Genomic DNA, 22,552 nt, shown 5'->3' on the forward strand with positions numbered 1-22,552 from the left:
ATGAAGCGATCGGCCGTGCGGCCCCGTAAAGGGCCGCCCCTTTACTTTTCATTTGTTTTTTTGTTTTACCTGGCGTTTCCGCTTACCGAGCTGTTTAGCCGTCCCGTCGGGGAGCTTGTAATCGGACTCCTTGTCCTTGCCGTATTTACGGCCCTGTATCTCTACAGTTCAAGAGTGAACCGGGGAAGGCTTATTTCTGTGTTTTTGCAGCTTATCATTATAGGGCTGTTCTGCTACCGGTATAATGCGGGCTTCATTTATATGGCCTTCTATCCGTCCCCCATCATCGGATTGATATCGTCGAGGAAGCAGATGTACGTTGGGATGGGCGCAATGGTTTCGCTGTTCCTTGCCGTGGGATTGTACTATCAGCTGTACCTGAGCGCTAATGACATGATCCAGATTGTACCTGCGATGCTGGTCATGCTCTTCCTGCCTTTTGCGCTGCGGATGGGCCAAAAATCATTTGAGCTGCGGGAAAAGCTCAATCTGGCGAACGAGGAGATTGCGCGGTTGTCCAAGAACGAGGAGCGGCAGCGGATCTCCCGCGATCTGCATGATACGCTGGGTCATACCCTGTCTCTTATCACGCTCAAGAGCGAGCTTGCGGAGAGGCTGATCGTGAAGAATCCGGAGCGCGCCGCGCAGGAGGTCAAGGATATTCACGCCACCTCGCGGGCGGCGCTGAAGCAGGTGCGGGAGCTGGTATCCGGGATGAACGCCGTAACGGTCCGGGACGAGCTGGTAAACGCGAAACAAATATTGGCTGCGGCAGATATTGTGCTTGAGGTTCGCGGCGAGCTCGCGGAAAGCATGGCATCACCGCTTGCCGACAATATTCTGGGCATGTGCCTGCGCGAAGCGGTCACGAACATCGTCAAGCACAGCAAGGCGAGAACATGCACGGTGGAATGGACGGGGGAGCCGGATCTGCTTCATCTTAAAGTTTCCGATGACGGCCGCGGCATCGACCCCGCTGCGGGGGTCACTGACGGGAACGGGCTGAACGGCATGAAGGAGCGGCTTAAGCTGGTCGAGGGCGACTTGAGCTTCGCGCCATTCAAAGGCAGCGGCACTTCTGTAACCTTCACAGTGCCGCGGGTTACCAAATCGATGGAATAAAGGGGGTTAATAACCATGAAAGTCATTGTGGCGGAGGATCAGGCCATGCTGCGCGGGGCACTGAGCGCGCTGCTTGATCTGGAGGACGATATTGAGGTGATCGGCCAGGCGGAAAATGGCGAGCAGGCGCTCTCCATGATCGAGTCGCTTGTACCGGATCTGTGCATCCTGGACATTGAGATGCCGAAGCTGACGGGGCTTGACGTGGCCGAACGCCTGAAGGCGCAAAAGCATTCCTGCCGGGTGGTCATTCTGACGACTTTCTCGCGGGCCGGATATTTTCAGCGCGCGATGCGTGCCGGTGTACAGGGCTTTCTGCTCAAGGATTCGCCGATCGATGAGCTGGGCGCAGCGCTCCGCAGCGTCCATCAAGGCGGCCGGGCAGTCAGCCCCGAGCTTGCTATGACATTCTGGGAAGCGGAGAACCCGCTCAGCGAACGCGAGCGCGAGGTGCTGAAGCTTGCCGCGGAAGGATTATCGGCGGTCGATATGGCAGGCAAGCTATTTCTAACATCCGGAACGGTACGGAACTATTTGTCGGAAGCGATCCAGAAGCTGGAGGCCAAAAACCGGATCGATGCGATCGGAATTGCCCGGAAGAATGGCTGGCTGGATTAATTAATGGCTGTATTCCACGCCGATCGCCTGCTGCTGGTCCCAGTTCCACCAGTCCGTAGACCCCACCAGGGGAGTGGCCAGCTCGGATTCCTGTTTGAGCTTGAGCAGTTCCTTGGTCGGGCCGGTCAATACGGCGCCGTACAGCTTGACGCCGTTTTTCATCAAATAGCTGTAGCGGTCCTCCAGGTTCGCTGCTTTGAATTGCGGGTTCTGCGCATTATTGCGCAGCAGCGCCTCTGTCAGCCTTCCGTGGTCAAGCAGATAACGGATCTCCCTCAAATAGGTCTGCGCGCGGCGTTCGCCTTCCGCGTTGTCTTCTATTGTATAGCTGCCCGGATTATCTTCATCTCCGTACGGCAGCGCATCTGGAGCATAACCGAACACAAGGCCCGAGCCCAGCAGCGGATTGCTTGCGGACAGCTTGCTTTCCACCCCTGTATCGACGGCGAACCAGATGGTGTCGAGGTCGTATTTTTTGATGATCGCGAAATATTCGTCATGTGTCAGCAAATGCCGGAACGAGACGGCAAGCTGGGAGACGGTTCCCTCCGGAAGCTTCTCCAGCGTCAGCCATCCATTCCCGCTCGAAGGTTGAGGATCCGGGTCGGTGCCTTCTGTCGGGTACCGGAAAAAGAAGGGAAGGGCATGCTGGCCGCCTGACCAGTCATATCGGCTCGATACCTTGGCAAAAAACCAATTTTCCCGGAAATAGCCGACGGTATTCTCGCCTCTGCCCACCTGCTCCCGGAGCTCATAATCGCTTGTGAACGTGAGCAGCGCGCTTCCGGTTGCTGAATTGCCGACCTTGATGCCAGGCTTCGTGAATGAAATGACATCGCTGGTGACCCGGATCATGGCATGGGCATCCGGACCAAACCAGCGGGTGGCGAAGAAAACATTGGAATACCCATACAAAACGGATACAAGGAAAATGGCAGCCAGCGTTGTAAAGGTGATCGAAACAACCGAGAACCGGCTCTGCCACTTGCTGCGGCGGATGATGTTAGATTGCATGGCAATGGGCATGCCGCCATGTTCTGGCTTTTCCGTTTCGCCGGGAGGCGGTCCCAGCAGCAGCAGCTCCAGTTGGCCGGCAAAGGTCTCGTTTTGTTCCAGCTCACTACGCAGAAGATTGACCTCCTCCCCTGTAAGCTCCCCCCGCAAATAAGCCGCGATCCTGCTGTTCAATTGTTCATCGGATGGTTGGGTCATCGTTATCCTTCCTCCATAACTGACGTAATTTTTGTCTGCCGCGGTAGATCGATATCTTGACATCGGCCAGCGGGATACCCAGAACCTGGGCGATTTCCTCATAGGTAAGCTGATGATAGTAAAGCAGCAGCAGCGACTGATGCTGTTTGTGCGGAAGCTCCCGGGCAAGAGTCTCGAATTGCTCATGCAATTCCTGCTCAAGCATTCTGCTCTCGGGATCGCTGTCTGGCGGACCAGTGGCTTCAGGCTGCATAACCAGGGGAAGCTCGCGGCGTCGGGCTTTCTTGCGGTGCCAATCGATGAAAGCATGATACGCTACCTTGAACAGCCATGGGCGGACCTTGCCTCCGGTATAGGATTCCAGAAATCGGAAAGCGCGAAAATAAGTTTCCTGGGTGAGATCCTCAGCGGTCTGCCTGTCTCCAGATAGTTTATATAGATAAAGGTAAATGTCATTCATATGCTGGCGGTATAAATCATCCAAGCCCGCTGTCACAAGCGCTTTCCTCCTTACACCACTGCTTGATGCTTCACTTAGTACCACGTTAGCAAGATCATAAAAGTTACACAAGCAACAAACGGTTGTCGACATCCTTTGGCGGTGCTGCAGGTTTCTTCCCTCAGAAATAGAAATTGACAAAAAGGCTGACCGCCGCCGTTGCCTTTTCAATTGCTGTTGGTATAATATTAGGTATTGCCTTAATAAATTAAGTATTGCCTAATTAATCGGCTGAAGAGGAGTGGAGATATGCTCGAATGGATGTTGAGACAAGTAATGGCTGAGCGGGGCGTTTGGTCCGGAGCGGCACTGGGTCGTCTTTTGCATGAAAAAACAGGCTACCGTCTGTCCGCGCCTTCCATCAGCGCTTTGCTGACGGCAGCTCCGAAACAGATGAAGGCTGATACGCTTGATGCGTTGTGTACAGCGCTGGAATGCAAGCCGAATGACCTTTGGGTGCACACCCCCAATCATCAAATGAGAGGAGCTTAAAGCATGAGCATCAAAGCAATTCTGCCGTTCGGCGATCCGATCCTGCGCAAGAAGTCCAAACCCGTCGAGGAGATCACGCCCAGGATTATCAAGCTGCTGGAGGATATGGCAGAGACGCTGCACGACTCCGATGGACGGGCAGGCCTGGCTGCTCCGCAGGTGGGAATTCTGCGCCGGGTCGTGGTGATGGACTGTGGTGAGGGTTTGATTGAGCTGATTAATCCGGAAATCATCAGTACAAGCGGCGAACAGACCGGGCCTGAGGCCTGCCTCTCCTACCCTGGATATGCGGGGATTGTCAAACGGGCACAAACCGTAGCGGTGCGGACATTGAACAGGGCCGGAGAACAAGTGGTGATCGAGGGAGAAGGATTCCTCGCCAGATGCATCCAGCATGAGGTGGATCATCTGGACGGTATTTTATTTATCGATCATGTAACGGAGGATACGCTGTTCCACGAGGTTATGGATCAACGCATCAGCGTGATGGAGGTCAAGCGGATCGCCAACCGGCCAGTTTGATTTTACTAAAGCAAGGGTTTGAAAGGAATAGAGTACAAAATTACAGATATGCGCTAAAACAAAAAAAGACCGCCAAAGGCGGTTTTTCTTATCTAGTAAAAATGATTCCAATCCTGTTTGATAAAAGGCAACCCATCGAGGTTTATACATCACCCATTCATTATTGTTCAAATGCTGAAACTCTCCTGATAGCAATAATTCCGAGTCTAACACAATATCAGCTGACGGCAAAAGATCACTAACAATTTGTGCGCCAGTCGAATTTGGGGAAACAATACGTGCACCATCCTCAATAACTTCCTTCCTGCATAGGTCTACGTTGCTACGTTGCTTCCCTCCGTTTTATATACTTCATTATTTTTCCCTCCCAATTTTATTCCTATGTGACAAAGTCACGGTTACAAGTATTTGATTTTGCTATTATCTTACTTAGGAGCTGATTAAACAAGTAAGGAGAAGGATTAAGCTGAATAATGTTGGCGGAACGGATCGTTGACAAGCTGTAATATTCATTGGAATTGAAATAACCGTATTAAAAAAAATCAGACTAACCAGGAGGTTTTAATCATGAATTTGAAAAACAAAATTGTCATTGCATCTTTAGTTGCCTCGTTTGCACTACTTAGCTTAAATATTAGCAATTCGGTTAATACCGCTCAAGCAGCGGAAAAAGGTACTTCTCTCGTTGCGGCACGCGATACCCTAGTTAATCAATATCAAATTGCTTCCAGCCGTATCACATTCAATCTGGCTAACGGCTATGTACAAGTGGATGGTTTGGATGTATTCAAGCCAAAATCAATCATCAACGGCACTTCCTATGACACAGTGGATACACTTAAAGCAGTCGGAGAAAAAGGCGCTAAACAGCATGGACTGACTTTTGTGCTCATTCACGGCGCTTGGGCTGACAGCAGCTACTTTAATGGAGTGGCTGAGGAGCTCCGAAAGATGGGATACACTGTCTATACGCCGGAGTACGCAGGGCATGGCGCAGGTGCAGACACAAATGTGACTCACGAACAAATTACAACCTCCGTCGTTGATTTTATAAAAGAAAAAGACCTGCATGATATTATCCTTCTCGGACATAGCTTTGGCGGGACTGTCGTTGAGAAAGTCGCTGAACAAATTCCTGATCGCATCAAACGCTTGGTATTCTTTGATGCTTTTGTGCCACAAGACGGTGAAAGTGTGGTTGATCAGTTCCCTGTTCCCATTCAAGAACTTTTCAAGCAGCTTAGAAGCACGTCAACAGACGATACAATTGCTCTTCCATTTCCGATCTTTCGTGATACATTAGCCAACACGGCTTCCCTTGATGTAGCCCAAGCTATTTATAGTCAAGCAGCGCCAGAGCCGGCAGGTCCATTATTTGAGAAATTAGATCTTAAAAAGTTCTATAGTCTTGAGATTCCCAAAAGCTTCCTTTACCTCGATGAAGATACAGCTCTACCTCAAGGTGCTTTAGGATGGCATCCAACTCAATCAAGCCGTCTAGGGATATATCGTTTCATCGAAGGCACGGGAGATCATATCAGTACAGTTATTACGCAACCGAAAATGATTGCTGAAAAATTTGTTGAGGCAGGTAGAGATTAATATGAATTTATTCGAGGAGGAATTATCAATGGCTCAAGAACGCGTAGGAGTGGCAACAGCGAAAGGTTACCCAATTACTCTGGTAGGCCCAGAATTAAAAATCGGAGATAAAGCACCGGATTTCAAGATTAATCAAGATTTACTAAAGGAAGCAAGCCTTTCCGATTATGAAGGTAAAATCAAATTGATTTCGGTTGTCCCTTCGCTAGATACCCCTGTTTGTGAATCGCAAACACGACTTTTCAATGAAGAGGCATCCAAGCTTGGTAATGAAGTGATCTTTTTAACCATTTCAGTAGACCTTCCTTTTGCTCAAAGCAGATTTTGTTCCACTGCCGGGATCGATAAAATGATTACACTCACCGACTATAAACACCGCTCATTCGGTGAAGCGTACGGCGTACTCATAAAAGAATTACAATTGGACATGAGGGCTATCTTCATTCTAGACTCGAACAACACAATTCAGTATGTAGAATATCTCAAGGAAATGACGGATCATCCGAATTATGAAGCCGCTCTGAACGCTCTTCGCGAACTAATCTAAGCCATTATTCGATATCCTTAATCACCTCAAGATAATAATTTAAAATAGGAGGCATTACGATGAACAATTTACAATTAGCAGAACAATTAGTGCAAGAAAAAAATCACTTTATGGCAAGTACACCTGCAGAGGCGCATATGGTATTAGACCGGTCACTACGCGAATTGCAGGACTCTGGAAATTATAATGGAATTTCAATTGGTGAGAAGGCTAAGGATTTTACTGCAACAGATGCTTTAGGCAATAAGGTTAATTTATATGATGAATTGTCCAAAGGACCCGTAGTTTTGGTTTTTTATAGAGGGTCATGGTGCCCATTTTGTAATATACAATTAAAAGCATACCAGCAAATTCTCCCTCAAATTCATGCTTTGGGTGCGCAATTAATTGCGATCAGTCCTCAATCACCGGATAATTCGTTATCCGTAATAGAGAAGCAAGATTTAACTTATAAGGTTCTTAGTGATAGTAATGGTCTTGCCGCAGCTAAATATAATATTCTTTATGAGGTTCCCAGCTTTTTGCAAAGCTTGTTAGAAAATTTCGGTTTGAACCTGGCGGAATATAACAGTACAAATCGTTGGATATTACCAGTTCCAGCTACATTTATGATTGATGAGCGTGCTATAGTTCGCTCTGCGTATGTAAATCCTAATTTCATGCAGCGTATGGAACCAGCGGATATTTTGTACGAATTGCAAAAACTGTAGACCATTTTTGGGGTTTACTCTCTGGAGCTGGTTCGACGGTATTTTGCAACAGTTTTACATATGATAATATACCGATGCCCGTTCATTTGGTGGGATGTTTCATGCAATGTGTGATGAGGTGAAAGAACTGGACTGGGCAATTGCGCTCACTACCCTTGTTGAACTTGTAGAACAAATCGCTTTAAAGACAGGAAAACGCATCACAACTTGGATTCATACGCAACTACTACAATGGATCAGTAGTTTACCTAGCTACATCAAGGCTTACTTGCCAGTTTCTTTGTGCGAAAGTTTGAGTAAAATACAATAGGAAAGCCTTGGGACTCATTTGTCCCAAGGCTTTTTTGAATCCGTCAGAAGCAGAAACGGCTTTCCATTTCTTCCGGATCGTATGTATGTTTTTATACAGAAATCATTCAACATCATAACATACGGTTTCGAAACAGTCTATATTTTTATCGGCATTTTGTTTACGATAGTCCGGAAGCATTCGGGCTTGAGCAGATTTTCCCGAGATACTGCAGTTCTTCCCGGGCTCGAAGGCAGACTCAAGAGAGGGAGTGGAGCATCATGTCGCAAAACAGCGGCGGACACATTAGCCAGGCGGATTTGGAGGAGCATATCAGGGAGATTGGAGGAACCCGGTATCGTCTGAACGACATTAGCCGGATCAGTGATGGGGGCGCGCAGAAAGCGGTCTACAAGCTGAATTGTACGGAAGGACTGTGCTTGATTCTGTTTGTTTGGGACCTGTCGGCGAATTATTTTGAGCGGGATTTGCGGGAGGGAGGGGTAACGGATGCGTCCTACGGGGCACTCCAATTCGAGACCAATACACGCCTGCTGAGCCAAATTGGCGTTCGCGTGCCCGCGATTCGTTATATCAACAGGGAGAGGAACCGCTACCCTTTTGATTATGCCATTGTCGAATATGTTTCCGGCATGAATCTGGAGGTCTGTGAAGAGGCAACGGCGGATGTTAGGGATGGAATTTATGGAGAGCTGGCGGAAATGCTCCAAGCCATGCATGGCAGCTGCGGCAAGGCGTGGGGAAAGGCGCAGCCCGGCGGAGAAGCGCATCATCAAGCACCGGCAAATCCCTGCCATAAACAGATATATGACCATGCACTTAGGGAGCTTGCTTTCACGGTGCCGCGTGTTCAACAAAGCGAATGGAATGAGCATCAGATTTTGAAGCATCTTGAACATCTGATGACCGGTATTCAGCCGCGTGAGCAGTATGGCTTTATCCATGGTGAACTAGGCCCAGATCATGTGCTGGTGAATGAAAGGAATGAGCCGTATCTCATCGATATTGAGGGCGCCGAATATTTTGATATCGAGCATGAGCACAGCTTCATGCAGTTCCGCTTCGGCGCGCAGTATGAACGGTACCTGCAGCGGAGCGGGCTTGATCCCAACCGGATGCGTTTCTACAAATTCCATCATCACCTCTCCTGTACGGCCGGTGGCTTGAAGCTGCTGGAACGGGGATTCCCCAACGTCAAACTGGCCGGATTGATTTACGAGAGCAATCGGCAGAGCGTGCTGAAGCTGATGAAGTCCGGGTAAAATTGCTCCCTGAAATCTCCAATGCTACAATGAAAAGAAAAGTCGGATGGAGCACGGATTATGATTCGTACGTTAGTCATCACGAAGGACAAACAGCTGATTGAGCATACGCCGCTTCTTGAGATCGACCGTGAGCAGGCAAAATGGATCTGGGTTGATTTTTGCAAGCCTACGGAGGAGGAAGTGGAGCTGCTCGACAGCTATTTTCATTTTCACCCTCTGGCGATTGAAGACTGCCTCATGCACCTGCAGCGTCCGAAGCTGGATCATTACGATAATGTCCATTTCTTCGTTCTGCACGCGATGGAGGAGCAGGGCCGGAGGCCGGTGGAAGTGGATATGTTCGTCGGTCCCGGCTTTGTGGTCACCTTCCATTGGAAGCCGCTGCAGGAGATGGAAGAAGCCTGGTCCAAGTTCCTGCGCAAGCCCCAGTTCGAAGAGCAAGGCCCCTTGTACACGGCATATCTGGTGATGGATGAGCTGGTCGATCATTATTTTCCGGCCGTGGAGGCGATTGAGGATCAGCTGCTGGAGTTTGAGGGGGAAGAGCTTGATTTTAAGGTGCAGGGGAAGCTCAGCGACGTTTTTGAAATCCGCAACAAGCTGCTGAAGCTGCGCAAAACGATCGTGCCGATGCGGGATTTGTTATACCGGATTGTGAACACGCAGCGTATTGACGGGATGAGCCATTATTTGCTGTTTTTTACCGATGTTCACGATCATCTGCTGAAGCTGTCGGAGATGGTGGATTCCAACCGCGACATGACCTCCGATATGCGGGATCATTATATGTCGCTCAGCTCCAACCGGATGAACACGATCATGAAGACGTTGACCGTCATTACCACCATCTTCATGCCGCTCACCTTTATCGCCGGCGTCTATGGGATGAATTTTCAAAATATGCCCGAGCTGGACTGGCATGGTGGTTATTTTGGAGTCCTCTCTGTCATGGTTCTTCTCGGTGGCGGCATGTTCGCCTGGTTTAAGATCAAAGGATGGTTTGATTGACTTGGCAGTAAATGGTATAAATTATTTCACAAGCATCCGTTGGGCCTCCGCAAACACGAGCGGGGGGTGAAACGGATGCTTTTTATGATGCGCATGATTCCGTTCCGCAACGGGCAACCTATGCCTAGATAAATCCGGATGGGCAAAAAGGAGTGAGTTATACAATGGCCAGAAGAGGCAGAAGAACACATGTTGTACCTGGCGTAAGCCAGCAGATGAGCGCCTTTAAGGCGGAAGTGATGCGGCGCGAGGGCTATGCAGTGGACCCGAACAGGCCCGACGATGTGAAATACGAGGTTGCCAAATCGCTTGGCGTACCTATGGAGCATGGCTATAATGGCGGTTTGACCACGGAGTCTGTTGGGCATGTGGGCGGACGGATTGGCGGATCGATGGTCCGGGAATTGGTGCGGATGGCGCAGGAGCAGCTGGTGAAGGAACCGCGGCAGTAATTGCCGGTGAAAGAGCCCGGGGTTTTGTTAGAAAAGCGGGACATCTTCTTTATGCGAGTAATATTCGGTGCGGAAAAAGCCGAATTTATTCCATAGAGACGGATGTCCTTTTTTCTGTCCCGCCGCTTCATGCGGCATTCATTTTAATTTCATATTCACCGTTTATAATAGGCCTATTCCAGTAACAAGGGGCTGCTGCGGTTATGCCGGCACATATTCTCGTCATCGAGGACGATCAATATATTCAAGAGCTGATAGCGGAGTATCTGCGCTCCCGGCAGTATGAGGTGGAGGTCGCAAGCGACGGACGGGAAGGCTGGGACAAAATTCAGCAGCAGCCCTACGATTTGGTTATTCTTGATATTATGATGCCGCATCTCGATGGATTTACCGTATGCAGGATGATCCGGGAGCAATCCGACATGCCCGTGATCGTGCTGACGGCACTTGGCGAAGAGAAGGATCAGCTGCGCGCTTTCGAGATGCATGCGGATGATTATGTCGTGAAGCCATTCTCCTTCCAGGTGCTGATGAAGCGGGTGGAGGCGGTGCTGCGCCGGACCAAAAGCAAAGTGAAGCCGGGCGGGCTGTTGTTTGGCGGCCGGCTGCGGCTGGATCCGGATGCCTATAAAGTGTATGTTGACGGTCAATTGATCGATACGACAACCAAAGAGTTTGATATCTTGAGCGTGCTGCTCAGCAACGCCGGCCGGATTATGACCCGCGATATGCTGCTTGACAAAATATGGGGCTATGACTACTTCGGCGATTCCAGAATTGTCGACGCGCATATCAAAAATATCCGCAAGAAGCTGGGTGTTATCTCGGTGATTCGAACAGTCAAAGGAGTCGGATACGCATGGGAGAACGAACCGGCGGAAGCGGAAGGATGAGGCGCGGGGGCGTCACGTTTAAAATATTCACCATCACAGCGGCGCTGCTTGTCGTGTCGGCGCTGCTGATCTATTTGACGCTGTATTTCATGCTGCCCGGCTACTACAAGTCCATCAAACAAGCCCGGCTGGATAGCGGTGTGAATGAGCTTGTTGCGGCTGTCGACGGACAGGATTACGCGGATGCCATTCCGCTGATTATAAAGTTCGGAGAGGAACATAACGCGATGCTGCGTGTGCGGGATGTGAACGGTCAAATGCTGCTGCCCGCTGATTTGATGTGGTTCATTCAAGGCAGCGGAGGCAGCATTGATTTGCCGGGCTTCCGCAAGCTGAGGCAGAATCCGGAACGATTCGTTCCGGCAAGGCCAGCGGTTGCGGCAGGTGCGAATATGCTGACGGTGAACCGGACCATTCATTTCGCCGAAAGCGCGGAGTCCTTTACGCTATCGGTAAACGCTCCGCTCCAGCCAATTGATGAAGCTTCCGAGGTTATTCTGCGATTCCTTCCCTACATGCTGATCGCCATCCTGCTCATTGCTGTCGGCGGAGCGGCCCTTTATTCGCGCCTGATCGCCCGTCCGCTGCTTGGCTTGAACAATGTGGCGCGCAGGCTGGCGAAGCTGGATTTCTCCGCGGCGGCGAATCCGCTGAAGTCGGGCGATGAGATTGGAGAGCTGTCCCAGAGCTTGAGCAAGCTGGCCTCCAACCTGCGTTCGACCATGGCAGAGCTGCAGGAGGCGAACGCGCAGCTGAAGGATGATATCGAACAAGAGCGTGAACAGGAGAAGAAACGGCGTGAATTCGTGGCGACGATATCGCATGAGCTGAAGACGCCGATTACGGCGGTGAGCGGCCAGCTGGAGGCGATGATCGGCAATGTCGGCGCTTACCGGGACCGTGACACCTATCTGAGACAGTCCTATAAAATCATGCGCGACATGGATAAGCTGGTGCACGAGATATTGGACCTGTCCAAGCTGGAGAGCCGGGATTTTCTGCCCTTGATGCGGCAGGTCGATCTGGCTGAGCTTGTCCGCGAGTCGGTCGAAAACATCAGTTACCTGGCTGAGGTTAAGGATATGACGATTGAATGCGAGCTGCCGCAGGAAGCCGTCATTGCCGCCGATGAGCGGCTGATGGCCAAGGCCGTATCCAATATCATCGGCAATGCCGTACAATATTCGGGCGATGGCGAGCATGTTTATGTGCGTATTACGGAGATGAAGGAGCCGCAGGCCGGAGAAGCGTTCATTCCTCTGAGCTCTGCTGCTGGCAGGGGCGTAACCTCAGGGATGGGAGCAGGCATGGAGCAGGACGGGGCGGATGCGAAGGACGGCCGGATGAAACGCCAGTATAAGCTGGAGGTCGTGAACACCGGAGCGCAGCTGGATGAAGCGAAGCTGCCCAGGCTGTTCGAGGCTTTTTATCGCGTCGAGGAATCACGGAACCGGGCTACGGGGGGCAGCGGTCTTGGGCTGTATATCGTCAGCAAGGTGTTTGATGCCCATGGCGCCTCTTACGGAATTGAGAATACCCCCCGGGGCGTAAAATTCAGCGTCGTGCTGCAGGTGGCTTAGGACATACTTGAGATTGACAGCCATCATGAACCGTCACACCTCGCGAGGTGCCAAAAGTGAGAAACATGACCGGCCGTTTGGGGGTTACTTTGAATCTTATAGCATTCATAAACATTTTCCAGCGATAGATTTCTATTACACAGCGACATAATTAATTGCGCATAATTTCGAGACGGGAGCTTCGTTTACAGGCGTGAGCAGGATCGCTTTAATGCTCAATCGTTTTGGGAATTTCTCAAGCAACTGGAATCTACCAGCGCCAAAGAGGGTCGAAGAGAATGGAATTAAAAAAAATTTTAGACGCCTGTGATAGAAAATGAAGTCCCCCTGTGTCTATAGGTTGAATCCCTATCGAAGGCTTCCCTAGCGGGTTCCTACGATTAGGAAAAAACCACATCAAAGGAGAAATGAACAATGAGAAAAGTTGTACTCTTCCTGCACGCATCGCTGGACGGCATCGTCGAAGGACCGAACGGAACGATGGACATTGGTTGGGTTTCCTATGACGACGACTTGGCGAAACACGCCGATAACCTTCTGAGTACGGTAGACACGATTTTGTGGGGACGCGGGACGTATTTTATCATGAAGGACTATTGGCCGACCGTGCCTTCGAATCCGTCGGCCACGCCGCGCGAAGTCGAACATTCAAAGTGGTTGGATCGCACGACCAAAATCGTGTTTTCCTCTACTTTGGACAACATAGACTGGGTCAACACCCGATTAGTGAAAGACAATGCGGCGGAAGAAATCATGAAACTGAAACAACAGCCCGGCAAGGACATCATGATCCTTGGCAGCCCCGGGTTAGGGCACAGTCTTATGCAGCTCGGCTTGATCGACGAATTTCAAATTACGGTGTCGCCTATCGTGGTCGGCCGCGGTTTGCCGTTATTCAAGGGGATCGACGACAAGCTCCGCCTTAAACTGCTTGATAGCAAAACACTGCCATCCGGCGTCGTCTGCCTCCATTATCAGGTGCAGAAATAATCCGACAGGAAAATCCCGCTATTCGTCGAATAACTTGGTTATCCTAATAGGGTGAGCATGCAGCAGGTTTCACCATCACAAGGAGGCATCGTGGATCATTCGTTGGATTTGAAGGACTTGTTAACGCGTATCCGACAAGGCGACCATGCGGCATATGAGACGATTTTCAACCGGTATCGCGCGGCGGCGATGTCGTGGGCGCAAAGTATCGTCCGCGATCCCTACTTGGCCGACGATATCGTGCAGGAAGCGTTTATCCGCATGAAAGACAAGCTGCACCAGTTGACGGACGATCATAAATTCGCCGCTTGGTTCCGTCTGATGATCCGCCGCATGGCGATCAATGCGATCCGCGGAGGGGACAACCGGCGCACGATCGCCATCGAGGAGATGCCCGAGGCGGGACCTGCGAATAGCGGCCGGTCCGACGAGATCCGTGAGTGGCAAGAGCAGGAGGCCAGCGCCGAGTTGGTTCGCCGCTCGCTCGCCAAGCTGTCCAAGCAGGCGCGGGACGTTCTGGACGCCGCCGCCAATGAAGAAGCTACGCCGGAACAACTGGCGGACCGCTACAATATGAAGAAAAGCAATGTCTACAACATCCTCTCCAGAGCCCGGCTCAAAGTGAACGACGAGCGGTTCCGGGAAGAGATTGCCGCCTATTTGCTGGAACGGGAAACGCACGGCCACCCGAACTGTTGCTTGTTGCCGGCGCCGACCTATCCGAGGCCTTATGCGTTCATCTCGGCCATGATCGGCGAAGCGCTGGGCACGGCCGATATTACGAATTTCACGTATACGGAACTGATGGGAATTTCGGCGGAGGCTTTCCGCGTCAATATGCCAGAAAATTGCGATTGGCAGGGCATACTGACGTTCGACTGGAGCTACGCGGCTTACCGGACCGTCGAACGGCTCGGCTTCAGCGGAGTTTGTGTCGGTAGACCGCAGCAGACGACGATAACGCCCGACATGCAGGTCCGAATGCTGTCAGTCGTCCACGGATCGGTCGATCGGGGGATTCCGGCCGTTATCTGGAATATGGAGCGGAACGAAATGGGCTTTGCCCACGGGTACGACGATCGTTCGCAGGAGATCCGGTACAAGGGATACAACGGGGAAACGTGGGTTTATCGTTATGACCAGTTAGGACGCCAAACCGACGAACGGCCGGTCTTCGTCTTCGGATTGCGAAGAAGGGTGTCGCCGCCTTCATCGGAGGACACGGTGCTTCGGGCGATTGTCGATCATGCCCGGGGCAAGGAGCCGCCGCTCAAGGGCTACGTCTTCGGTCTGGATGGTTATCGCGTCTGGCTGGAAGGGGCTCGGCGCAACACGCTCGATCTGAGCGGACATGCTTACCAGGTCGCCATTCTGGCCGAGGCGCGCCAGCAAGCCGCAGCTTTCCTGGAACTGCTGGCGGATAGATCCCGCGGTGCAGATCGCAGAACTCAACTTCTGGCGGCGGCCGATTGCTACAAGCAAGTGAGCAAGTGGTTCGTGCGGCTCTACCCGCGGTTCCCGTTCGGCTACGGCGGCAGCCCCGCGAATCGGTGGCGGGATATCCAGGAGGGGCTGCAGGCGGCATGGAATGCGGAAGAAGAAGGCATCGCGCGAATTGAAGCCGTCATCGCCGGATCATGATGACAAAAATCCCAATATCCCAATATCCCAATTGAAGGAGGAAGTTCAACATGTCTCACCCGATCTCGCCTCGCGTGCCGTCCTTGTTCGTGCCGGTTCGCGATCTGAAACTGGCAACCGAATGGTACGCCAATTTGCTCGAACGGCATATTGTCCCGAGAGAACATGAAGACGGCATATACATCTTCGACTTCGACGGTACGGAGGTCATCCTCGACAGCAATGCCTGGGGGTCTCCGTCCACCATCATGTTCGATACGAAGGATATCGCCTCCGCTTACGATTTCTGCGCCGGTCAGCGGTACGACACATTGACCGACGTGTTCAGCGACGAGTATATCTCCGTCTTTACCGTCAATTCGAATATGATTTGCCAGGCGCACCGGATGCCGGAAACGGCCAAATCGAAGCCGGCGCATGCGCTTCTGTCGAAGATCGGACATGTGCTGATCCATACCGATAAGTTGAATGAAACCGTGGAATGGTACGAAACATTGGTCGCGCGAACCGCCGAACCGGACTCCAGATTCCCCGAGCTCCGCTGCATCCGGCTGGAGAAGGGCGCGCACCTGCTCTTCGACGACAAGCGGCTTTGCGAATCCGGCAAGCCTGTCGGCATTATCGAGACCCCTGACCTGAATGCGGCTCTGGCTCATGTGCAAGCCAAGGGAGCGACCGTCGCCCGCGGTATGGAAACCCGGATGGGCGTCCGCTGCTTCGTATTCGGCGATCCCGACGGCAACGAGTTTATCGTGTGCCAGACCGATGTGTGACGGAATTGCCGGCACCTGCATCCGCCTTAGTAGGGTAAGACGGGGGATTACTCCCCCGGACTTCCCGTCAAACCGTACATGCGGATTTCCCGCACACGGCTTTCCTTCGTAAGATCCCCATCCTCAGGAGTGAGCCTTCTTCCTCCGTTGCCGGAGTGCAAATTTCACGCCTGAATTAGAAACGTGGTCCCCAGATTGCCCGTGCGAATCCTGAACTCCAAGAGGAGTTTAAAAAAACGAAACAATGGGCCGCGGAGACCGATCTTGATTTATGGGCATTGGATGAAGTTCTTTCAACAACACGGTTCTCGTTGCCGAATGTGGGTTCCACCGGAAACGAAAGATCCCGTTTGGCTTCATCACCCAACACGAAAAGGAGTCGGCTACTTCGGTGCCGTTAACCTTCGAGACGGGAGCTTCGTTTACAGGCGTGAGCAGGATCGCTTTAATGCTCAATCGTTTTGGGAATTTCTCAAGCAACTGGAATCTACCAGCGTCAAAGAGGGTCGAAGAGTTATGGTGATAATGGACAATGCCAAGTACCATCACGCGATTCTGCATCGCGAATGGCGTGAGCAGATGGTACCCCACTTTGGGTTGGCCTTTTTACCACCGTATAGTCCTGACCTGGATCGATTGAACGAGTATGGAAACTCACACGACGCCTTTGTTTACATAACCGATACTTTCCTGCCCTAAATCAGGTCGTGGACTCTGTTGAAGAACATTTTGAATCATGGGTCAAACCCAACGTAATCCTAAAAGGATATGTGCAGCGCCGTCAGTGTACCGCATCAGCCGTTTTTCTTGCTGTGGTTTATAGTTCATGTCTATAAAGTATTTAAGATTAATATAATTCATTATGCGAGCCCTTTCAGTCATAATAGAGATATGACTATTCCTGACGAGGTGAAGCGAAATGGGAAAATTGTTTGATGCGATGCTGCCGGAGCATGAGGCCTTTATCCGGAAACAGCATATGTTCTTCGTAGGCTCAGCTCCGCTGCAGGGGGACGGACATGTCAATATTTCACCAAAGGGCTACGATGTGCTGCGTATATTCTCCCCGACCGAGGTGGCTTATCTCGACCTTACCGGAAGCGGCAATGAAACGAGCGCGCATCTGCTGGAGAACGGCAGGATTACGCTTATGTTCATAGCGGTGGAAGGTCCGCCGATGATTCTCAGGCTGTACGGAACAGGCCGCGTCATTCTTTCCGGGTCAAAGGAATGGCAGGAGAAGATCGGTCATTTTCAACTGCTTCCGGGTGCCCGCCAGATCGTATCGGTATCCGTTGAGTCGGTGAAAACCTCATGCGGCTACAGTGTTCCCTTCTTCTCCTATGAAGGGGAACGAAGCACCCTGAAGCTGTGGGCGGAAAAGCAGGATGATGAGAAGCTTGCAGCGTATCGCAAGGAGAAAAACACCTTCAGCATGGATGGGTTGATTACGCCGATGGGGAGAGAGGCCCAGTCTTGACCATTCCTATATGATTGGAAAAGGGTACCTGCTCCAAATGAGCGGGTACCCTTCGTTTTGCATGGATCAGGCCAGCTTGAGGCGAATGACATTCCACGAGGCTTTGCCAAGCGACGCTTCTATCGAGCTGCCGGCAACAACCGCGCTGCCTTTGTTATGCGGAGTGACGTGATCCGGCCTCTCCAATGTATTGGCTGCCTTCAGGTCTTCATGCTCCAGCACGATATGCTCGATCAGGCTGAAATTACCGAAGCTGCGCAGATCGGCGGCGAGCGGCAGGGACTCGGTCAGATTGCGGTTGACCGCAAAAATCGTGACCTCGCCCTGCTCTTCATTATGGACCGCAACGGCTTCCAGATAAGGCACATCGGTATAGTCCTTGGCATCGTATTTCGGTGACTGGATCAGCGGCACAAGAGCCGTCCCCCGTCCGAAGATGCTGGCATGCATGTAAGGATAGTAGATCGTTTGCTTCCACGCCGCACCGCCATTTGCTGTCATAATGGGGGCAATGACATTGACCAGCTGGGCGATACAGGCCATTTTGACCCGGTCCGCGCGCTTGAGCATACTGATCAGCATGCAGCCGACGAGCAGCGCATCCTCATGGTTGTAGATATCTTCGAGCTGCGGAGGAGCGACGGTCCATGGCTCGAGTTTCTTATCGGCTTCATTGGAATGATACCAGACGTTCCACTCGTCGAAGGAAAGATTGATTTTCTTCTTGCCGCGTTTCTTTGCCTGGATGTAATCCGCTGTGGAGATAACGGTATTGATGAACGAGTCCATCCCCATCGACTGCGCCAGGAAGTTGGCCGAATCCTTGTCGCGGTTGCCATAGTATTGATGCAGTGAAATATAATCGACATTGGCGTAACAAAGGTCAAGAACCGTAGCTTCCCATTCGGGGAAGGTAGCCATGCCAAGGCTGGAGCTGCCGCAGGCGACAAGCTCAAGCGAGGGATCGACCCATTTCATCACTTTGGCCGTCTCGTTGGCGATTCTTCCGTACTCGGCTGCTGTCTTGGCGCCGATCTGCCATGGGCCGTCCATTTCATTGCCGAGGCACCAGGTTTTGATGTTATGGGGCTGCTTGTAGCCATGCTGAATGCGCAGATCGCTCAAATAGGTGCCGGAGGGATGATTCGAATATTCCACCAGCTGTCTGGCCTCATCAGGTCCGCGCGTGCCGAGGTTGACGGCCATCATCGCTTCCGTGTCCGCCTTGCGGCACCAGTCGATAAATTCGTTCAGGCCGAACAGATTGGGTTCAACCGTCCGCCAGGCCAGCTCCAGCCGCCGCGGTCTGGATTCGACCGGACCAACCCCGTCCTCCCAATTGTAACCGGAGACGAAGTTGCCGCCCGGGTAACGGACGACCGGTACATCAATGCCTCTGACCAGCTCCATAACGTCGCTGCGAAAGCCCTGTTCGTCTGCCGATTCATGACCCGGCTCGTAGATGCCGCCATAGACGGCTCTTCCCAAATGCTCGATAAACGATCCATAGATCCGTTTGTCCACTTCACCGATCTTGAAATCCTTGTCCACTATCATTTTGGCTTTGTTTGACATGGTCATCACCTCATGTTAAATTAACAAATATATAAATCAATTAACCTGAATAAGTGCCTGCATCATTATTAAACACGAACAATAAACCCATTACAAGCTTTAATTTTCCATCTTGTTGAATTAATGGTTTTGTTAATCGGGATAGAGGGAGAATGGAATGATACGCGCAAATACAGACCGCAAATGGCTGCCTTTATACGAAGCTCTGGCGAGCGGGGTCCGGCTGCATATTCTGGAGCTGCTGGCCGGTCAGCCCATGAATGTGAAGGAGCTTGCATCCGCGCTGGGACTAAGCAGTGCGATCGTGACGATGCATACGAAGAAACTGGAGAAAGGGGGGCTTATCCATACCCAACTGATCCGCAGAGGCGGGGGGACGCACAAGATCTGTTCCCTTGCCGTCAGCCGGGTGGAGCTGAATATACCGCAGATGGGCGAGAAGCAGCGCGAATATCAGGAGGTATCGGTACCGGTTGGCCATTATTCGAGCTTCGAAGTCCATCCGACCTGCGGATTGGCGACACTGGACCGCATCATCGGCCAATATGACGACCCCCGTTATTTTCATGAGCCGCAGCGGATGCATGCCCGCATTCTGTGGTTCGGCAAAGGGTATGTGGAATACCGCATTCCGAATTATGTGCTCAGCAGCCAGCAGCTTGAAGAAATCGAATTTTCGTTTGAAATCGGATCGGAGGCGCCTGGCGTTCAGGCGGATTGGCCTTCGGATATCCACTTCTACCTGAACGATATGCTGCTTGGCGTATGGACCAGTCCAGGCGATTCCGGCGAGGGGCGGGGTATGCTTACGCCAGCATGGTGGACGGTGAACCAGTATGGCTGGCTCAAAATCATACGCGTTACGAGAGAGGGGACGTATCTGGACGGCCAACGGCTGTCGGATGTGAGGCTTGAGGATATCATTATGACCCGCAATGAATGGATGCTCAGGCTGGCTGTGCCCGAGAGCGCCGTCCATGTGGGCGGATTGACGATTTACGGGGAAGGCTTCGGCAACTACAACCAGGATATTGTGTTCCGTACTTATCTTCAAACGGGCGCAGATTAGGGAAATTTTCTTATTTGGACCGGACGGAGTATCGGTTAGTTGCAGCCGAGAGCCAGAACCGCCGGTTCTTGGGGAACGATGAGACAAGGCGAACCAGGTGCCTTGAAGCCGTTGTGCGCACCGGGAAGCGCAGCAGAAAAGGAGCATAACGTCAGTTCTGACGCCATGCTCCTTCTCGTCCGCTGCAGCGGTTTCTATCGTTTGCTGTGGTCCGCAAGCTCGGCAAGCTCGCGGATTTCCCCCTCTTCGAGCGCAAAACGCATCGCGTTGACGTTCTCTGCTGCATGGTGAGGCTTCGATGCGCCGGGGATGGCGAATACGGTTTCGCCATGCGCATGGATGAGCCAGTTGAGCGAAATCTGGCTGGGAGAGGCCCCGTATTTGCCGGCAAGCTCGCTCAGCCGCGAAATAAGCGGCTGTGTGCGCTTCAGGGCATCCGGCTTGAAGCCGCTGGACCATTTGCGCGGGCCGCTGATCTGCTTGACGAGCTCAGGATTGCTGTGGAATTTGCCGCTTAGAATCCCCTGCTCTAGAGGGGAGTAGGCGATAATCGCAACGCCAAGCTCCTTGGCGGTCTGCATAATGCCATTGCGTTCAATGCGGCGGTCCAGCAAGCTGTATTTGACCTGGTTGGATATGAGCCGCAAGCCATGCCGGCGCAGGGCCTTGTCCGCCTCCACCATCTTCGCGGCCGAGAAGTTGCTGACGCCCACATATCTGATCTTGCCCTGCTCCACGAGCTTCGCCATGGCATTCATTTCACTTGAGGCGGAAGAGAAGGAATACGGCTGGTGAACCTGATACAGATCGATAGTCCAGCCCTTTAAACGGCGCAGGCGTTCATCGATCGTCTTTCCGATGCTGGCGGCAGTCCGCATAGCCGGCCACCACTTCGTGGCGACGTGTGCGCCTCTACCTGCATCGCCGAGCGCACTCAGCGCATCGGCCAGCATTTCCTCGGATTGTCCGCCGCCGTAAGCTTCGGCGGTATCAAACCAGTTGATGCCGCCTTCCCAGCTGATCCGCGTGATATCGCGGATGACGCTGTCCTCCAGAACAGGCCAGAACTTCCCGACGAGGCCCCGGCCCTTGCTGAACTGCCAGCAGCCCAGACCAAGCGGCGAGAGCGCAAGATCCGATCCCCCGAGCGAACGCAATATACCTTCCGCCATGAACATCCCCTGCTTTCAAAGTGGAATTTTTTTGACCGTATAGCTTGTAGTGTAGTCCGCAAAAGGACAGCTGCAGCCGTTTCTTCTTACATATACGAACCTTATCAGCGGGTATAGCCGATCGACAACTGCGCCTTGAGCGTTTCGCCTGCGGGCAGCATAAACAGCTCATCCTTGCGGTTGAACTCGGCATTCAGCGCCATCCATGGCTCCACACAGACGAACGGTTTATCATTCACCTGCCACAGCACCACATATTTGAACACATCGCTGTAGGACATGTGCACGCGCCCGGTGCCGCCCGGACCGGGGAAGGCAATTTCGCGCTTGTCCGCATCCAGCAGGGCGACGGATTCCTTGAGTCCGCCCAGATCGACGGCCCCGCGAAGGGGCTTAACCTCATTATCGTTATAATCGAGGTAACGCGTTGCATCGGTGTCATAGACAAGCGCTTTTGAGGTGCTCTTGAAATAAGGATGAAAGCCGGCATAGAACGGCATGGCGGTGTCCGATAAGTTGCGGTAGCTCTGGCGGATATGCAGCTTGCCGTCGACCAGGGCATAGGTAAACAGCAGCTCGAATTCAAAAGGAAACTGCTCCCGCGTGCCTTCTCCGCTCTGCAGCCTCAGTGTTACTGAGGCTTCGCCTTCCTCCGAGGTCGAGACGACCTCCCATGCGCGGTTGCGGGCCACGCCATGGTTGCGCATCGTATATGTAGCGCCATCCAGCTCGTACACGCCCTCTTCAAGCTGTCCGCAGATAGGGAACAGCACGGGATTGCCGCCGCGGATATTGGCCTCTGGATCGTTGAAGGATTCGCGGTCCAGATAGAAAAGCTCCTCGCCTTTCAGCTGGCAGCTGATGGCGATGCCGCCGCGTTCCGGACATACCGTCACCGATGAGTCCGTGCCCGGTTCTTTGAGTGTATAAAGGGTGTAGACATCCTGCTTCACATCGACTTCATAGCTGCTGCTCATGTTCATGCCTCCACATCGCATTCATAGTTTAAACAAAGCATAT

Annotated in this window: 23 protein-coding genes and 1 pseudogene; 19 read left to right on the forward strand and 5 right to left on the reverse strand. The window is 52.2% G+C overall.

Going from position 1 to position 22,552, the window contains the following annotated elements:
- Both AC0YOA_RS16885 and AC0YOA_RS16890 read left to right on the forward strand, forming a co-directional pair.
- Positions 1–1,122 carry a sensor histidine kinase gene (locus AC0YOA_RS16885; RefSeq protein WP_475787577.1) on the forward strand — a complete coding sequence of 374 codons (1,122 nt, stop codon included), beginning with the start codon at positions 1–3 and terminating at the stop codon, positions 1,120–1,122.
- A gap of 15 nt (positions 1,123–1,137) precedes the next feature.
- Positions 1,138–1,740: a response regulator transcription factor gene (locus tag AC0YOA_RS16890; RefSeq protein WP_475787578.1), complete on the forward strand. Its 603-nt coding sequence runs from the start codon at positions 1,138–1,140 to the stop codon at positions 1,738–1,740.
- On the opposite strand, the gene AC0YOA_RS16895 is transcribed toward AC0YOA_RS16890, so the two are convergent.
- A complete protein-coding gene (locus AC0YOA_RS16895; protein WP_475787579.1) occupies positions 1,741–2,952 on the reverse strand; it encodes an anti-sigma factor in 1,212 nt (403 codons plus the stop codon).
- The gene (locus AC0YOA_RS16900) at positions 2,933–3,448 is read right to left on the reverse strand and encodes an RNA polymerase sigma factor (RefSeq protein ID WP_475787580.1); all 516 of its coding nucleotides are present in this window, start codon (positions 3,446–3,448) and stop codon (positions 2,933–2,935) included. Before AC0YOA_RS16900 ends, AC0YOA_RS16895 begins: the two co-directional genes overlap by 20 nt.
- Positions 3,449–3,700: 252 nt before the next feature.
- On the opposite strand from AC0YOA_RS16900, the gene AC0YOA_RS16905 reads away from it, so the two are divergent.
- From AC0YOA_RS16905 to AC0YOA_RS16980, 16 genes and pseudogenes are all read left to right on the forward strand, one after another.
- Positions 3,701–3,943 carry a helix-turn-helix domain-containing protein gene (locus AC0YOA_RS16905; protein WP_475787581.1) on the forward strand — a complete coding sequence of 81 codons (243 nt, stop codon included), beginning with the start codon at positions 3,701–3,703 and terminating at the stop codon, positions 3,941–3,943.
- A gap of 3 nt (positions 3,944–3,946) precedes the next feature.
- Positions 3,947–4,465, forward strand: coding sequence for a peptide deformylase (gene def, locus AC0YOA_RS16910; protein ID WP_475787582.1), 519 nt, complete (start codon positions 3,947–3,949; stop codon positions 4,463–4,465).
- A gap of 567 nt (positions 4,466–5,032) precedes the next feature.
- Positions 5,033–6,067: an alpha/beta fold hydrolase gene (locus AC0YOA_RS16915; RefSeq protein ID WP_475787583.1), complete on the forward strand. Its 1,035-nt coding sequence runs from the start codon at positions 5,033–5,035 to the stop codon at positions 6,065–6,067.
- 28 nt (positions 6,068–6,095) lie between these two features.
- The gene (tpx, locus tag AC0YOA_RS16920; RefSeq protein WP_475787584.1) at positions 6,096–6,614 is read left to right on the forward strand and encodes a thiol peroxidase; all 519 of its coding nucleotides are present in this window, start codon (positions 6,096–6,098) and stop codon (positions 6,612–6,614) included.
- Positions 6,615–6,673: 59 nt separating this feature from the next.
- Complete coding sequence (locus AC0YOA_RS16925) at positions 6,674–7,324, forward strand: peroxiredoxin-like family protein (protein WP_475787585.1); 651 nt, start codon at positions 6,674–6,676, stop codon at positions 7,322–7,324.
- 70 nt (positions 7,325–7,394) lie between these two features.
- Positions 7,395–7,634: pseudogene (locus AC0YOA_RS16930) on the forward strand (IS4 family transposase); the annotation flags it as partial.
- Positions 7,635–7,894: 260 nt separating this feature from the next.
- Complete coding sequence (locus tag AC0YOA_RS16935; protein ID WP_475787586.1) at positions 7,895–8,896, forward strand: phosphotransferase family protein; 1,002 nt, start codon at positions 7,895–7,897, stop codon at positions 8,894–8,896.
- 60 nt (positions 8,897–8,956) lie between these two features.
- On the forward strand, positions 8,957–9,907 hold the full coding sequence (gene corA / locus AC0YOA_RS16940; RefSeq protein ID WP_475787587.1) for a magnesium/cobalt transporter CorA: 951 nt from the start codon (positions 8,957–8,959) through the stop codon (positions 9,905–9,907).
- Positions 9,908–10,071: 164 nt separating this feature from the next.
- A complete protein-coding gene (locus AC0YOA_RS16945) occupies positions 10,072–10,359 on the forward strand; it encodes an alpha/beta-type small acid-soluble spore protein (RefSeq protein WP_210043283.1) in 288 nt (95 codons plus the stop codon).
- A gap of 203 nt (positions 10,360–10,562) precedes the next feature.
- Positions 10,563–11,252: a response regulator transcription factor gene (locus AC0YOA_RS16950; protein WP_475787588.1), complete on the forward strand. Its 690-nt coding sequence runs from the start codon at positions 10,563–10,565 to the stop codon at positions 11,250–11,252.
- Positions 11,219–12,832, forward strand: coding sequence for a sensor histidine kinase (locus AC0YOA_RS16955; protein WP_475787589.1), 1,614 nt, complete (start codon positions 11,219–11,221; stop codon positions 12,830–12,832). The genes AC0YOA_RS16950 and AC0YOA_RS16955 overlap by 34 nt, the downstream gene beginning before the upstream one ends.
- Before the next feature lie 414 nt (positions 12,833–13,246).
- Positions 13,247–13,822, forward strand: a complete 576-nt coding sequence (locus tag AC0YOA_RS16960; RefSeq protein ID WP_475787590.1) for a dihydrofolate reductase family protein — start codon at positions 13,247–13,249, stop codon at positions 13,820–13,822.
- Between the two features lie 90 nt (positions 13,823–13,912).
- A complete protein-coding gene (locus AC0YOA_RS16965) occupies positions 13,913–15,463 on the forward strand; it encodes an RNA polymerase sigma factor (protein WP_475787591.1) in 1,551 nt (516 codons plus the stop codon).
- A gap of 50 nt (positions 15,464–15,513) precedes the next feature.
- Positions 15,514–16,236: a VOC family protein gene (locus tag AC0YOA_RS16970; RefSeq protein WP_475787592.1), complete on the forward strand. Its 723-nt coding sequence runs from the start codon at positions 15,514–15,516 to the stop codon at positions 16,234–16,236.
- A 282-nt stretch (positions 16,237–16,518) separates the two neighbouring features.
- On the forward strand, positions 16,519–16,935 hold the full coding sequence (locus tag AC0YOA_RS16975) for a transposase (RefSeq protein ID WP_475787970.1): 417 nt from the start codon (positions 16,519–16,521) through the stop codon (positions 16,933–16,935).
- Between the two features lie 220 nt (positions 16,936–17,155).
- Positions 17,156–17,716, forward strand: a complete 561-nt coding sequence (locus AC0YOA_RS16980; RefSeq protein ID WP_475787593.1) for a pyridoxamine 5'-phosphate oxidase family protein — start codon at positions 17,156–17,158, stop codon at positions 17,714–17,716.
- Between the two features lie 66 nt (positions 17,717–17,782).
- On the opposite strand, the gene arfA is transcribed toward AC0YOA_RS16980, so the two are convergent.
- On the reverse strand, positions 17,783–19,291 hold the full coding sequence (gene arfA, locus AC0YOA_RS16985; RefSeq protein ID WP_475787594.1) for an arabinosylfuranosidase ArfA: 1,509 nt from the start codon (positions 19,289–19,291) through the stop codon (positions 17,783–17,785).
- A 157-nt stretch (positions 19,292–19,448) separates the two neighbouring features.
- Between arfA and AC0YOA_RS16990 the strand changes: the two genes are divergently transcribed.
- Entirely contained in the window at positions 19,449–20,360 is a 912-nt protein-coding gene (locus AC0YOA_RS16990) for an ArsR/SmtB family transcription factor (RefSeq protein ID WP_475787595.1), read from the forward strand.
- Between the two features lie 194 nt (positions 20,361–20,554).
- Here AC0YOA_RS16990 and AC0YOA_RS16995 read toward each other — a convergent pair whose 3' ends face one another.
- Both AC0YOA_RS16995 and AC0YOA_RS17000 read right to left on the reverse strand, forming a co-directional pair.
- Positions 20,555–21,532, reverse strand: coding sequence for an aldo/keto reductase (locus AC0YOA_RS16995; RefSeq protein ID WP_475787596.1), 978 nt, complete (start codon positions 21,530–21,532; stop codon positions 20,555–20,557).
- 104 nt (positions 21,533–21,636) lie between these two features.
- Positions 21,637–22,509 (reverse strand): aldose epimerase family protein, encoded by an 873-nt coding sequence (locus AC0YOA_RS17000; RefSeq protein ID WP_475787597.1) that lies wholly within the window; start codon positions 22,507–22,509, stop codon positions 21,637–21,639.
- Between the last annotated feature and the right edge of the window lie 43 nt (positions 22,510–22,552).

The sequence above is a fragment of the Paenibacillus sp. JT22N12 genome, assembly GCF_056269365.1.

Excerpts from the sequence above, each read along its gene's own strand:
- AC0YOA_RS16885 (WP_475787577.1), top strand. The coding sequence starts at position 1 with ATGAAGCGATCGGCCGTGCGGCCCCGTAAAGGGCCGCCCCTTTACTTT.
- AC0YOA_RS16970 (WP_475787592.1), top strand. The coding sequence starts at position 15,514 with ATGTCTCACCCGATCTCGCCTCGCGTGCCGTCCTTGTTCGTGCCGGTT.
- AC0YOA_RS16950 (WP_475787588.1), top strand. The coding sequence starts at position 10,563 with ATGCCGGCACATATTCTCGTCATCGAGGACGATCAATATATTCAAGAG.
- AC0YOA_RS16995 (WP_475787596.1), bottom strand. The coding sequence starts at position 21,532 with ATGGCGGAAGGTATATTGCGTTCGCTCGGGGGATCGGATCTTGCGCTC.
- AC0YOA_RS16955 (WP_475787589.1), top strand. The coding sequence starts at position 11,219 with ATGGGAGAACGAACCGGCGGAAGCGGAAGGATGAGGCGCGGGGGCGTC.
- AC0YOA_RS16905 (WP_475787581.1), top strand. The coding sequence starts at position 3,701 with ATGCTCGAATGGATGTTGAGACAAGTAATGGCTGAGCGGGGCGTTTGG.
- corA (WP_475787587.1), top strand. The coding sequence starts at position 8,957 with ATGATTCGTACGTTAGTCATCACGAAGGACAAACAGCTGATTGAGCAT.
- def (WP_475787582.1), top strand. The coding sequence starts at position 3,947 with ATGAGCATCAAAGCAATTCTGCCGTTCGGCGATCCGATCCTGCGCAAG.
- AC0YOA_RS17000 (WP_475787597.1), bottom strand. The coding sequence starts at position 22,509 with ATGAGCAGCAGCTATGAAGTCGATGTGAAGCAGGATGTCTACACCCTT.
- tpx (WP_475787584.1), top strand. The coding sequence starts at position 6,096 with ATGGCTCAAGAACGCGTAGGAGTGGCAACAGCGAAAGGTTACCCAATT.
- AC0YOA_RS16990 (WP_475787595.1), top strand. The coding sequence starts at position 19,449 with ATGATACGCGCAAATACAGACCGCAAATGGCTGCCTTTATACGAAGCT.
- AC0YOA_RS16890 (WP_475787578.1), top strand. The coding sequence starts at position 1,138 with ATGAAAGTCATTGTGGCGGAGGATCAGGCCATGCTGCGCGGGGCACTG.
- AC0YOA_RS16935 (WP_475787586.1), top strand. The coding sequence starts at position 7,895 with ATGTCGCAAAACAGCGGCGGACACATTAGCCAGGCGGATTTGGAGGAG.
- AC0YOA_RS16915 (WP_475787583.1), top strand. The coding sequence starts at position 5,033 with ATGAATTTGAAAAACAAAATTGTCATTGCATCTTTAGTTGCCTCGTTT.
- AC0YOA_RS16975 (WP_475787970.1), top strand. The coding sequence starts at position 16,519 with ATGAAGTTCTTTCAACAACACGGTTCTCGTTGCCGAATGTGGGTTCCA.
- AC0YOA_RS16960 (WP_475787590.1), top strand. The coding sequence starts at position 13,247 with ATGAGAAAAGTTGTACTCTTCCTGCACGCATCGCTGGACGGCATCGTC.
- AC0YOA_RS16945 (WP_210043283.1), top strand. The coding sequence starts at position 10,072 with ATGGCCAGAAGAGGCAGAAGAACACATGTTGTACCTGGCGTAAGCCAG.
- arfA (WP_475787594.1), bottom strand. The coding sequence starts at position 19,291 with ATGTCAAACAAAGCCAAAATGATAGTGGACAAGGATTTCAAGATCGGT.
- AC0YOA_RS16925 (WP_475787585.1), top strand. The coding sequence starts at position 6,674 with ATGAACAATTTACAATTAGCAGAACAATTAGTGCAAGAAAAAAATCAC.
- AC0YOA_RS16980 (WP_475787593.1), top strand. The coding sequence starts at position 17,156 with ATGGGAAAATTGTTTGATGCGATGCTGCCGGAGCATGAGGCCTTTATC.
- AC0YOA_RS16895 (WP_475787579.1), bottom strand. The coding sequence starts at position 2,952 with ATGACCCAACCATCCGATGAACAATTGAACAGCAGGATCGCGGCTTAT.